The 12,172-nt window shown below is 73.2% G+C and carries 10 protein-coding genes; 5 read left to right on the top strand and 5 right to left on the bottom strand.

Annotation, left to right across the window (positions count from 1 at the left end; genetic code table 11):
• Nucleotides 1-8: 8 nt before the first annotated feature.
• Complete coding sequence (locus R2S09_RS00530; RefSeq protein WP_306188764.1) at nt 9-767, top strand: ABC transporter ATP-binding protein; 759 nt, start codon at nt 9-11, stop codon at nt 765-767.
• A 24-nt stretch (nt 768-791) separates the two neighbouring features.
• Here R2S09_RS00530 and R2S09_RS00525 read toward each other — a convergent pair whose 3' ends face one another.
• The 4 genes from R2S09_RS00525 to R2S09_RS00510 all read right to left on the bottom strand — a co-directional run bounded on the left by R2S09_RS00525 (nt 792) and on the right by R2S09_RS00510 (nt 6,262).
• A complete protein-coding gene (locus R2S09_RS00525) occupies nt 792-1,442 on the bottom strand; it encodes a hypothetical protein (RefSeq protein WP_189898287.1) in 651 nt (216 codons plus the stop codon).
• 81 nt (nt 1,443-1,523) lie between these two features.
• On the bottom strand, nt 1,524-4,043 hold the full coding sequence (locus R2S09_RS00520; RefSeq protein WP_316739128.1) for a glycosyltransferase family 2 protein: 2,520 nt from the start codon (nt 4,041-4,043) through the stop codon (nt 1,524-1,526).
• On the bottom strand, nt 4,040-4,741 hold the full coding sequence (locus R2S09_RS00515) for a GntR family transcriptional regulator (RefSeq protein WP_306188759.1): 702 nt from the start codon (nt 4,739-4,741) through the stop codon (nt 4,040-4,042). Before R2S09_RS00515 ends, R2S09_RS00520 begins: the two co-directional genes overlap by 4 nt.
• 165 nt (nt 4,742-4,906) lie before the next feature.
• The gene (locus R2S09_RS00510) at nt 4,907-6,262 is read right to left on the bottom strand and encodes an aspartate aminotransferase family protein (protein WP_306188854.1); all 1,356 of its coding nucleotides are present in this window, start codon (nt 6,260-6,262) and stop codon (nt 4,907-4,909) included.
• Between the two features lie 319 nt (nt 6,263-6,581).
• On the opposite strand from R2S09_RS00510, the gene R2S09_RS00505 reads away from it, so the two are divergent.
• The gene (locus R2S09_RS00505; RefSeq protein WP_316739126.1) at nt 6,582-9,260 is read left to right on the top strand and encodes a serine/threonine-protein kinase; all 2,679 of its coding nucleotides are present in this window, start codon (nt 6,582-6,584) and stop codon (nt 9,258-9,260) included.
• Nucleotides 9,261-9,282: 22 nt separating this feature from the next.
• On the opposite strand, the gene R2S09_RS00500 is transcribed toward R2S09_RS00505, so the two are convergent.
• Nucleotides 9,283-10,032, bottom strand: coding sequence for an SLATT domain-containing protein (locus tag R2S09_RS00500; protein ID WP_306188756.1), 750 nt, complete (start codon nt 10,030-10,032; stop codon nt 9,283-9,285).
• Nucleotides 10,033-10,285: 253 nt separating this feature from the next.
• Between R2S09_RS00500 and R2S09_RS00495 the strand changes: the two genes are divergently transcribed.
• The 3 genes from R2S09_RS00495 (at nt 10,286) to R2S09_RS00485 (ending at nt 11,964) form a co-directional block, all read left to right on the top strand.
• Complete coding sequence (locus R2S09_RS00495; RefSeq protein ID WP_037869563.1) at nt 10,286-10,630, top strand: YbaB/EbfC family nucleoid-associated protein; 345 nt, start codon at nt 10,286-10,288, stop codon at nt 10,628-10,630.
• An 82-nt stretch (nt 10,631-10,712) separates the two neighbouring features.
• The gene (recR, locus tag R2S09_RS00490) at nt 10,713-11,312 is read left to right on the top strand and encodes a recombination mediator RecR (protein ID WP_306188751.1); all 600 of its coding nucleotides are present in this window, start codon (nt 10,713-10,715) and stop codon (nt 11,310-11,312) included.
• Complete coding sequence (locus R2S09_RS00485) at nt 11,305-11,964, top strand: DUF5063 domain-containing protein (protein ID WP_306188749.1); 660 nt, start codon at nt 11,305-11,307, stop codon at nt 11,962-11,964. Before recR ends, R2S09_RS00485 begins: the two co-directional genes overlap by 8 nt.
• The last annotated feature ends 208 nt before the right edge of the window (nt 11,965-12,172 follow it).

The raw sequence follows: 12,172 nt of genomic DNA, 5'->3' as shown, positions 1-12,172 counted from the left end.
GGCCCCTGATGCCCGCCTCGATCCGCCTGGAACACTGCACCTTCGGCTACGGCCGCAGCAAGCCGCCCGTCCTGAACGATCTCACCTACACCATTCCCGACGGGTTCACCGTCCTGCTCGGTCCCAACGGCACCGGGAAGTCCACCCTGCTGAAACTCGCCTGCGGCCTGCACCGGCCCCGCACCGGCAGCGTCCGCATGGGATCCGTGTCCTCCCGCGACCACGCCTACCTCCGGCAGGTCGCGTGGATGCCGCAGACCGTCACCGCCATGACCGGGCTGACCGCCCGTGAACAGGTCGCCTACACCGGCTGGCTGAAGGGCATGAACCAGTCCGATGCCTGGGACGCCGCGCTCACCGCCCTCGGCCGGGTCGACATGGCCGACCGGGCCGACGCGAAGACCCGGCAGCTCTCCGGCGGGCAGTTGCGCCGTGTCGGTGTCGCCTCGGCCCTCGTCCACGGAGCCGGCGTGCTGCTCCTCGACGAGCCGACGGCCGGCATGGACCCCACCCAACGGCGGGTGTTCCGTGACCTGATCCTCGGCCTGGCCACGGCCGAGGTGCGCGTCCTGATGTCCACTCATGATGTCGCCGACCTCGCGGAGGAGGCCGACCAGGTCACCGTCCTGCGGCACGGGCGGATCGCCTTCACCGGACCCACCCGGGACTTCCTCGCCCACGCCCCCGGCGACACCCCCGAGGCGCGCCGCGCCGAAACCGCCTATGCCGTCGTCTCCTCGCCCCCCGCCACCGCGGAGTCCAGCTGACCGCCGGGTCCAGCGGCGCCGCTCTCAGCTGAAGACGATCATCGACCCCTGGGCCAGGCTTCGGGTCGCGGCCGCGTGGAGGCCCAGCCAGACGTGGCGTTCGCGGGCGAAGGGGCTGGGGTCGTAGGGGGCGGGGGCGGCCGGCTGCTCCAGTTCGGTGGGGGCGGGCGGGGGTGCCGGGGCGGCCGGGGGGTTGGCCGGGTCGATGCCGATGGCCGGGGCGACGTGTTCCAGTTCGCGCAGCAGGGCCTGGGAGGAGCCCAGTGGGCCGCCGCTCGCCAGGAGTTCGTCGTTGGACAGCGGCTGGGGGAAGTCCAGGGGGACGTACGCGCCCGCGTGGTCGTAGTGCCAGACCAGGTGGGACTGCTGGGCCGTGGACTCGAACATCTCCAGCAGCTGCTCGTAGTCGCCGCCCAGTTCGTCGACCGGGGTCAACGGCAGGCCGCAGACCTGGAGGAGGTAGGAGCGGCGCAGGAAGTGCAGTGCGTCGTAGTCGAAGCCGGCCACCGGCGCGACCTCCCCGGACAGGCCCGGCATGTACTGGTACACCGGCACCGGCGGGAGCCCGTTCTCGGCCAGCACCTTGTTGTACTGCGCGAGTTCCTCGGCGAACGGGTTGTCGGGGGTGTGGCACAACACGTCGACGAGCGGTACCAGCCACAGGTCACAGGCCAAAGAGGGCTCCTCATCCAGTGCGAAGCACACGACACGGTCGGGAAAACACGGTCAGGGAAGGGTAGTCGGTGCGGGGTCCCGTCAGCTCCCCTCGTGCAGATCCCATACCCACACCCCGCCCGTCCACTTCCCCGGGCGGCCCACCAGCGCGGTGACCGCTTTGCGCAGCGGGCCGTCGTTGGGCTGCGGGGCGAGGACCAGGGCGCCCGCGTGCCAGTAGGCGAAGTCCTGCCGGGCCTGGGCCCGCCAGTTGTCGCCGATGGTGGGCACCACGCCGGTGTAGCGCACGTCCCGCAGCATGTTGGAGGTGTAGCGCGGGGAGGCGCCGTAGATGCCGACGTGGTCGGGGCCCCAGGGGCCGTTGAAGTAGCCGCCGGGGAGCTTGAAGCCCAGGTGGGCCGCGGTCTGCCAGTGCAGGGCCTCGGCCGCGCCAGGGTCGGGCAGCGGCACCGGGACGAGTGACTCGCCGTCGCGGACGTACGGCTTCCACATGCCGTCCGCGATGAACGCCGGCACCGGCTCGCGGTCCACCGCCTTCAGCGGGGCGGGCACCAGAGGCAGCAGCGCGAGGGCGGCGGCCAGCAGGCCGGCGTAGAGCGTGCCGACCTTGCGGGCCGCCGACAGCCGGGCCAGGGCGAGCGCGAGCAGCATGCCGAGCGCGGGGGCGCAGATCATCGCGACCCGGCCCTCGATGACCGACTCGAAGAGCGGCTTGTGGGCGAGCAGGGCCCACGGGCCGGGGTAGACCGTGTCGGTCATCGGCAGGCGGAACTTCGGGCCCAGGGAGAGGAACGCAGCACCGACCGCCGTAACCGCCAGCGCCTTCACCAGGGCCTGCTCCCACAGCCGCACGACGATCCCGAAGGCGAGCAGGACCAGTGGCCAGCCGTAGAAGGCGTTCTGCTCGGTGGTGTTGAGGGACAGGGCGTTCGCCCGTGCCGCGTCGCCCGCGAACAGGGAGCGTTCGGCGAAGGAGAGCAGGGCCAGGGGGCTGTTGCCCGCGTTGTCGCCGTGGAGCACGCTCTTGTAGCTCTGCGGACCCGCGAACTGCCAGTACAGCGGGAAGGCGACGATCGGCAGACAGACCGCGCCGGCGATCAGCAGGCCCTTCAGCAGTGGCCGCCAGGCCGCCTTCGCCGCCTCCCTGTTCGCCACCGCGTAGGCGGCGGCGAACAGCGTCATGCCGATCGCCGCGAGCAGCAGCGGCTCCTCGCCCAGGAAGATCTGGTACGCCGTGAGCAGCCCCAGCACGATGCCGTCCCGGCGGACCCGGGTGCCTTCGCACAGCCGCAGCGCGCGGTCGACGATCAGCGGGATCATGAACAGGATCACGAAGTTCGGGTGCGCGTTGGCGTGGCTGACCATCGGCGGGGCGAACGCGGCCAGCGAGGCGCCGGTGAAGGCCGCTCCGCGGTGCCGTACGACCCGTTTGACGATCAGCCAGTACCAGGCGGCGGCGGTCGCGGCCAGGCCCAGGGCCATGCAGACGCTGAGCGAGACCGCGGGGCCGAAGGCGAGCGTGATCGGGGCGAAGGGGACGGACAGGCCCAGCATGACCGTGTTGGCCATGAGGTTCACGCCGTCGGGAAAGCCCTGGAGATCGGTGAAGAGCGGGTTGCGCAAGTGGGCCACGCTGTCGGCGGTGACCGCGAAGAACCACTCCCACTGGTTCTGGTCCTGGAGCGAGTCGGGGAGGTAGCGGTGGCCGGGGTCGGTCAGCCGGCCGGAGTACAGCACCACCGCCATCACCAGGAAGGCGAGGACCGCGAGGACGTCGGCGGGCCGGGCGGTGCGCGCCTTGAGGCGGGCGAGTTCGGCGAGGACGCGGCCGTAGTCGAGCGGGCCGACCTTGGAGCCGGACTGGTGGGACCAGCGGACCGGGACCTCGGTGACGGGCCAGTCGGCGCGCCGGAAGTGCTGGAGCACCTCCACGTCGATGCCCCAGCCGTTGAGCCGGGACGCGGCGAAGGCCGTGCGGGCCCGCTCGCCGTCGAAGAGTTTGAAGCCGCACTGGGTGTCGCGTATGCCGGGCACCGCGACCCGGCGTATGAGGACGTTCCCGGCGCGGCCCATCAGCTCGCGCACCCGGTGCTGGCGGCTGCCTATCGTCGCGCCGGGCACCGAGCGGGACCCGATCGCGGCGGCGCCGCCCTCGCCCATCGCCTTGTCCAGCCGTTCCAGCTCCTCGATGGGGGCGGCGAGGTCGGCGTCGGTGACCAGCACCCGCCGGCCGCGGGTGGCGGCGACGCCCAGGCGCAGGGCGTGGCCCTTGCCGCGGTTGCGCCCGCCGCCGACGAGCCGGACCCGCGGGTCCCGGCGGACGGTGACGAGGTCGCCGGTGCCGTCGGTGGAGCCGTCGTCGGCGACGACGACCTCCCAGGTGCCGAAGCGGTTCTCGTTGTCATCGAGATACGTGGTGACGGCGTCCAGGGTGGGGCCGAGGCGCTCGTGCTCGTTGTAGGCGGGGATGACGACCGACAACTCCACCGGCGGCGCGTCGGCGGACCGCTCCTCGGCGGCGCACGGGTCGGCGGCGGGCGGCTCGGCGGCGGACGCGTCGGTGGCGTACGGCTCCTCGGCCCCGGGGGTGGATCTGCTCATGCTCTTGCCATCCGGTCGGCCAGGGCGAGGGAGTGGGCGTTGTACGCGGCGAGGATCGCCCGGGCCGCCGGGGCGTCACGTTTCACCAGTGCGTCGACGAGTTCGGTATGGCCGGACCACAGCACCCCGCGCAGATCGTCGAGCCGGCGCAGGTGCTGTACCGCGCACACCCAGGACTGCACGCGCAGCCGGTGCAGGAAGTCGGAGAGATGGGGGTTGCCGAAGAGCAGGCCGAGCTCGCGCCAGAAGCGCAGGTCGTAGCCGATCAGCACGGTCAGGTCGCCGGCGCGGGCCGCGCGCTGGGCCTCCTCGCCGCGCCGGCGCACCCCCGCGAGGGTGGCCGCCGTCCGTGGGTCCAGGGGGTCGCGCAGGGCTGCCCGCCCGTCGGCCATGGCCTGGAACATGCCGTCCGTGACCAGGCTGCGGGCCTCGATCATCTCGCGGAAGTCGGCCGGCGAGTACTCGTGCACATGGAACCCGCGGTGCTGGTCCGCCTCCAGCAGGCCCTGTGCGGACAGATCGACGAGCGCCTCACGCACCGGGGTCGCGGACACCCCGTACTGCTCGGCGATCTCCTTCACCGTGAACTCCTGCCCAGGCTGCAGCCGCCCGGCCAGCACCTCGTCCCGAAGCGCCTCCGCGATCTGCTGCCGCAGGGTGCTGCGCGTCACGGCCGGGGTGCCGCTGATGCCGGGCATGGTCGGGCCCTCTCCCTCACGCGTGCGGTGGCGTGCTCGTCGTCCTCGAACATACGTCCACGGGGGTCGCGTACGTACGCATGTCTACGAGCACGCCACCTTACGCGTTCGGGTTCCCCCAACCGCCCAGTGAGGCGGGAACAGAGGTGTCCCGGATCCGGTGGGCTACTTCGTGTACTCGTCCGCCACCGACAGGGCGGCGTCCAGGGCGGCCAGGCCCTCCTTCAGCTCGGCCTCCGTCGCGTTGCACGGCGGCACCACGTGGGTGCGGTTCATGTTGACGAAGGGCCACAGGCCGTGCGCCTTCGCGGCGGCGGCGAAGGCCGCCATCGGCGCGTTCGCCTCCCCGGCCGCGTTGTACGGCACCAGCGGCTCGCGGGTCTCGCGGTCCTTCACCAGTTCCAGGGCCCAGAACATGCCGGCACCGCGCACGTCGCCGACGCTGCTGTGCCGCTCGGCCAGCTCGCGCAGCGCCGGCTCCACCACCTCGGCGCCGAGCCGCCGCGCGTTCTCCACGACGCCCTCCTCGGCCATCACGTTGATCGTCGCGACGGCCGCCGCGCACGCCAGCGGGTGCCCGGAGTACGTCAGACCACCGGGGTAGGCCCGCTTGCCGAAGGTCTCGGCGATCTTCCCGGAGATCGCCACACCGCCCAGCGGCACGTATCCGGAGTTCACGCCCTTGGCGAAGGTCATCAGGTCGGGCACGACGTCGAAGAGCTGCGCCGCGAACCACTCACCGGTCCGCCCGAACCCGGCCATCACCTCGTCCAGGATGAACACGATCCCGTACTTGTCGCACAGCTCGCGCACCCCGGCGAGATAGCCGGGCGGCGGCACCATGATCCCCGCGGTCCCCGGGATCGTCTCCAGGATGATCGCGGCGATGCTCGACGGCCCCTCGAAGGCGATCGTCGTCTCCAGGTGCTCCAGGGCCCGCGCGCACTCCTGCTCCTCGGTCTCGGCGTAGAAGCGGGAGCGGTAGAGGAAGGGCGCCCAGAAGTGCACGACCCCCGACGTGCCGTTGTCGGAGGGCCAGCGGCGCGGGTCGCCGGTGATGTTCACGGCCTGCTGCGTGCCGCCGTGGTACGAGCGGTACGCCGAGAGCACCTTCGGCCGCCCGGTGTGCAGCCGGGCCATGCGCACGGCGTGCTCGACGGCGTCGGCGCCGCCGTTGGTGAAGAAGATCCTGTCCAGGTCGCCCGGGGTCCGCTCGGCGATCAGCCGGGCCGCCTCCGAGCGCGCCTGAAGGGCGAACGCCGGCGCGAACGTGGCCAGCCGCGCGGCCTGCTCCTGGATCGCGGCGACGACCTTCGGGTGCTGGTAGCCGATGTTCGTGTAGACGAGCCCGCTGGCGAAGTCCAGGTAGCGCCTGCCGTCGTAGTCCCAGAAGTACGACCCTTCGGCGCCGGCCACGGCCAGCGGGTCGATGAGCTCCTGCGCGGACCAGGAGTGGAACACGTGCGCCCGGTCGGCGGCCTTCACGGCGGCACCGGCCTCGGGGTTCGGCTGGGGGCTCAGCGGGGGCTGAGAGGGCTGAGGGGACTGAGGGGTCATGGCCGCGAGCGTAGATGTCCGGGATGCGGACCCGGCATGGGCGTCCTGTCTGCGCTCGGAAGGATTTAGCGACAGGTTGTCGGGGAGAGGGGTGCGGGTAAGGGCGAGGCGCGGTGCCGGTACGGGTGAGGCGCGGTGCCGGTACGGGCACGCCGCTGTTACGGAACCGTAGACACCGGGCCGCTCCGTCACTCCCGGTGGCGGCACTATCCTCGGGCTGTTGGGCAGGGGTGTATCGGGGGATGTCGGACATCGGTCGGGCATCGGGGGGAGGCGCTGAGCCATGGAGAAGCTGGGGCCCGGCGATCCGCAGAGGATCGGTGCGTACCGGTTGCTGGCGCGGCTCGGGGCCGGCGGCATGGGGCAGGTGTATCTGGCCCGGTCGGACCGGGGGCGGACGGTCGCCGTGAAACTGGTCCGGCGGGAACTGGCGCAGCAGGAGGAGTTCCGGGCGCGCTTCCGGCAGGAGGTGCGGGCCGCCCGGCGGGTCGGCGGCCACTGGACGGCACCCGTGCTGGACGCGGACACCGAGGCCACCGTGCCGTGGGTCGCCACGGGGTATGTCGCCGGACCCAGCCTGCAGCAGGTCGTCGGCCACGACCACGGCGCGCTGCCCGAGCGTTCGGTACGGATCCTCGCGGCCGGTCTCGCGGGCGCGCTGAAGGACATCCACGCGGCCGGGCTCATCCACCGCGACCTCAAGCCCTCCAACGTGCTGGTCACCATCGACGGCCCGCGCGTCATCGACTTCGGCATCGCGCGGGCCCTGGAGACCGTCACGGACGGGGGCCTCACGCGGACCGGCGCGCTGGTCGGTTCGCCCGGCTTCATGGCACCCGAGCAGGTGCGCGGCGACCGGGTCACGACCGCGGCGGACGTCTTCTGCCTCGGCTCCGTGCTGGCCTACGCGGCGACCGGCGCACTGCCGTTCGGCACCGCCGACAGCGGGGTGCACGCGCTGATGTACCGCATCGCCGAGCAGGAACCCGGCCTCGAGGCGCTGCCCGAGGGCATCGTCGACCTCGTCCGCGCCTGCCTGAAGAAGGACCCGGCGGCGCGGCCCACGCTCGACTGGATCCTCGACCGCACCGGCGCCGAGGACACCCTGGCCGACGGCCGCTTCCGCGACCCCTGGCTGCCGAGCGCCCTGGTGGCCCAGCTCGGCCGCCACGCGGTGCAACTCCTGGACGCGGAGAACCCGGAGGAACGGGAGCCGCAGGGGGCGACGGGGGGTACGGCGGATGCGGTGACTCCGGCGGGGCCGGGGGCAGCGGGTCCGGTGGGTTCGGCGGGGCCCGTTGGCGCGGTGGGTTCGGCGGGCCTGGCAGCTGCGGCGGGTCCGGTGGCGGGTTCCGCGGGCCCGGCGGCGGGGGAGGGGGTCGCTGCCGTTGCCGGGGCCGACGCGGGGGCCGGGAGGCCCGATCTGACCAAGGGGGCGCAGGCGGGTCCGGCGGGGGCCGCCGCCGGCTCCGGGGCGCCGGGAAGCCCTGGGGTCGGAGCTGTTGCCGGAGCCGATGCCGGAGCTGTTGCCGGGGCCGACGCTGGTGCTGGTGCTGGTGCTGGTGCTGGTGCTGGTGCCGGGGCGAGGGCCGGGACCGGTGCCGGAGCCGGTGTTGAAGCCGGTCCGAGTGCCGGCGCGGGGGCCGGTGCCGGAGCCGCAGGGACGGCGCACGCCGCCGCTGCCGGGGAGCCCGCTGTGCCGGGCGCCGCCGCCCCTGGATCTCCGGCTGCTCCAGCTCCTGCCGGGACTCCGGCCGTTCCCGGTGTTGCTGGGACTTCCTCTGCTCCTGCCGCAGGTGGCACTCCAGCTGTTCCCGGCGCTGTTGCCGGGGTCCCGGCCGTCCCCGGCGTTGCCGGGACTCCTTCTGCTCCTGCCGCCGCTGCCGGGACCCCGGCCACGCCCGCCGCTGCTGGAGCCCCGGCCGCTCCCGGTGCCGTTGCCGGGACTCCCGCCGCCGCCCCCACTCCGCAGGACCCCGCCGCAGTCCGCCCGGCTGCTGCAGAGCCGTCCGTCGCTCAGCCTCCGGCCGAGGCTCCCCCGCCGTCCGGTGGGCACGCCCCCGCCGCCCCCGGAGCCAACCCGCCCGTTCCCGGGCAGCCGGGCGGAGGCGGGGCGCAGCCGCCCGTCAATCACCTGCCCACCATGGTCGCGGGCCGGACGCCTCCGCCCGGGCCGGCGCCCGCGCATCCGGGCTACGGCTACCCGCAGCAGCCCGTCCCCGCCCCCTACGGCTATCCGCAGCAGCCCGGCGGCTGGGCGCCGGCCGGGGCGCCCAACCCCTACGGCGGCCTCGGCGCGACCCCGCCGTACGGGCCGCCGCCGGTGGGGTCCACGCCGCCGTACGGACCGAGCCCGCTGCCCGCGCGGCACGAACCGCGCCGGGGCGGCCGCTCCACCGCCGCACTGGTCGCGATGGCGCTGGTCGTCGCGCTCGTCGCGGGCGGCTCGGTGTACGCCCTGATGCGCAGCGGCGGCGGCGACCACGACGACAAGGGCGGTCCCGGCCCTTCCCCGGTCGTCACCGCACCCACCACTCCCGCCGACTCGACGGACCCTGCCCCGTCGCCCACGACGTCGCCGCCCGACTCGCCCTCCCCGTCGGACGGCGTCGTCCCGGCCGCGTATCTCGGCACCTGGACGACGACCATCGACAACGTCTACGGCTCCAACCCCCGCCGCCTGACCATCAGTCAGGGCGAGGTGGGCGACACGGTCCTCACGCTCGTCGCCGACGGCCCGCTGAAAGGCGGCGGGACCTACCACTGTGTGTTCCGGGCCGACCTGACCAGGAAGCCGGTCGACGGCGGTCCGCTGGAGATCGGCCCGTCCTCGCTCACGGTCGGCCAGGGCACCCAGGGCTGCACTCCTGGCGAGGCCACGCAGGTCAGCCTCCTGTCGGACGGCAGCCTGCGGCGTGTGAACACCACCACCGGGGTGCAGCTGATCTACACCAAGGAGTGACCCAGGCGGCAGCGGGGCGCGGTCAGCGCGGCTCCGGGGGGCGTTGCCGGGGCATGTTGGGCCGCGCGCCCCCCGGCGGCAGCGGAAGGCGCCCGCCTCCGGCGGCCCCCACCTCCGGCCGGCCGGCGCCGGACACCGCCGACTGGAGGCCCATCGGCGCGGAGCCGATCCGGAACTCCACCATCCAGTCGGCCGTCTCCGTCCGCATCAGCTCGGTCACGTCCTCCGAGAACCGCCGCAGGACCGTCAGGCACCGCTCCGCGGCCTCGCTCGCCGTCCCCTCGGCCGGCCCCAGCACCTCCCGTACGTTCTCGGACGCCCAGTCGAACTGGAGCACCTGCAACCGCCGCTGCACGGCCTGCGCGGTCGCCACGTCCCTCATCCAGCCGGAGGTCACCCCGAAGCACCGGTCGATGCCGACGCACGCCACGGACAGCAGCAGTGCCAGATATCCCCAGGGCGCCACTCCACCGACGGCCCGCGTCAGGTCCAGCAGCGGCAGCGCCGCCCCGGCCACCGCCCCCACCGCGGCCCCGCAGCGCAGCACCCGCGCCCCGCGCCGCTTCCACACCCGCTCGGCGAGGTACCAGGACGCGGTCTCGAGCGCACCCCGCTCCACCCACCGGTACAGCTCGTCCAGCCGCTCGGCCGGCTCGCCCCAGTCGCCGAGCGGGAACGGCCGCCCGGTCAGGTCGCCCGGCCGCAGCCTGGCCGCCCCGTCGCCGCGCCCGTCCTGTCGCGAACCCTCGGGCTGCATCTCCGGCTGACCCACCCGGCACTCCCTACTGATCACGGTCTGTGACGCTGGCTGACGCGCCGGCCCCCTTCCTACCCCCCAATGGGTGGCGAAGAGGAGGGAAGCCTCGCTTTTCCGCTCGGAAGGGGGCCTTGATCAGGTATAGGGCCCACCCGTGACTCACTCGAAAGAGTGGCAGGGCGCCACCTCCCTGGACCACGTAGGCTCATGCCAGCGGGGATACTCCGCCCGGACATCCGGACATGCCGTACGAAAGCAGGAGCTGATCGTGATTCCCGGTGGTGGCCAGCCCAACATGCAGCAGCTGCTCCAGCAGGCCCAGAAGATGCAGCAGGATCTGCAGCGGGCCCAGGAGGAACTGGCGCAGACCGAGGTCGACGGGCAGGCGGGCGGCGGCCTGGTGCGGGCCACCGTAACCGGCGCCGGCGAGCTGCGCGCGCTGAAGATCGACCCCAAGGCGGTGGACCCGGAGGACACCGAGACCCTCGCCGACCTGATCGTCGCGGCCGTCCAGGCGGCCAATGAGAACGCCCAGACGCTCCAGCAGCAGAAGCTCGGCCCGTTGGCCCAGGGCCTGGGCGGCGGGAGCGGCATCCCCGGGCTGCCTTTCTGACCCTCCGGGGTGCCTTTCTGAGGGGCCGCCCGGCCACTACGGTTACGAAGCGAAGCAACACGCGGGAAGGGACGGCAGTCCGGTGTACGAAGGCGTGGTCCAGGACCTCATCGACGAGCTGGGGCGGCTGCCCGGCGTCGGTCCCAAGAGCGCCCAGCGGATCGCCTTCCACATCCTCCAGGCGGAACCGACGGACGTACGGCGGCTCGCCCAGGCCCTGATGGAGGTGAAGGCGAAGGTCCGCTTCTGCGCGACATGCGGCAACGTGGCGCAGGAGGAGCTGTGCGCGATCTGCCGCGACAGCCGCCGTGACCCGTCCGTCATCTGTGTGGTCGAGGAGCCGAAGGACGTCGTCGCCATCGAGCGCACGCGCGAGTTCCGCGGGCGGTACCACGTCCTGGGCGGCGCGATCAGCCCGATCGAGGGCGTGGGCCCGGACGACCTGCGGATACGGGAACTCCTTGCCCGTCTCGCGGACGGCACGGTCACGGAGCTCATCCTGGCCACGGACCCGAATCTGGAAGGCGAGGCGACGGCGACGTACCTCGCCCGCATGATCAAGCCCATGGGCCTGAAGGTCACCCGCCTGGCCAGCGGCCTCCCGGTGGGTGGCGACCTGGAATACGCGGACGAGGTGACCCTCGGTCGCGCCTTCGAGGGGAGACGACTCCTAGATGTCTGACGCCACGCTGCACGCGACCAGCCAGAATCCGGACGACTTCGCGGTCCAGATCGCCGACCAGGTCGAGAGTTTCCTGGTCGCGGTCGCCGAGGTCGCCAGGGGTGACGAGCCCGACTCGGCGGTGCCGTTCCTCCTGCTGGAGGTCTCCCAACTGCTGCTGGCCGGCGGCCGGCTCGGCGCGCACGAGGACTTCGTCCCCGACGAGCGCTACGAGCCGGACTCCGGCCCGGAGCAGGACGTGGACATCCTGCGCGAGAACCTCGCCCGCCTCCTGGAGCCGATCGACGTCTACTCCGAGGTCTTCGACCCCTACGAGCCGCGCCGGGCCCCGGTCCCGGCCCGTCTCTCCGACGACCTCGCCGACGTCGTCACCGACCTGCGCCACGGCATGGCCCACTACCGGGCGGGCCGCACCACCGAGGCCCTGTGGTGGTGGCAGTTCTCCTACTTCTCCAACTGGGGCTCGACGGCCTCCGCCGTGCTGCGCGCCCTGCAGTCCATCGTCAACCACGTCCGCCTCAACCAGCCCCTGGAGGAACTGGACGGCCTGGACACCGACCAGGGGATGGGCGACGAGACCCTGGAGTTCGAGGCGGGCAAGGTCATGGCGAAGGAGATCGCGGCCCCGCTGGGCCTGCACGGGCCGCAGTGACCTGACGCCGGCGGCGGAGGGCGAACCCGTCCCGCCCACCCGGAAGGCGTTCCGCTCCGTGCTCTCCGTGCTCTCCGTGCTCTCCGTGCTCTCCGTGCTCTCCGTGGGTTCCTCTCCGCGGCTTCTCCCCGTGCTGTGACCCCGGCCACGTTCCGAGTGCCGTCCCGTCCCCTGGGCATGAGCCGTTCTGAACAGCGGGCGCCGGAGA

This window comes from Streptomyces sp. MK7 (assembly GCF_032658145.1).
In the GTDB taxonomy this organism is placed as follows: domain Bacteria; phylum Actinomycetota; class Actinomycetes; order Streptomycetales; family Streptomycetaceae; genus Streptomyces; species Streptomyces spiralis.
The sequence above is the reverse complement of the archived record's forward strand: the minus strand, read 5'-3'. Positions and strand labels throughout refer to the sequence as shown.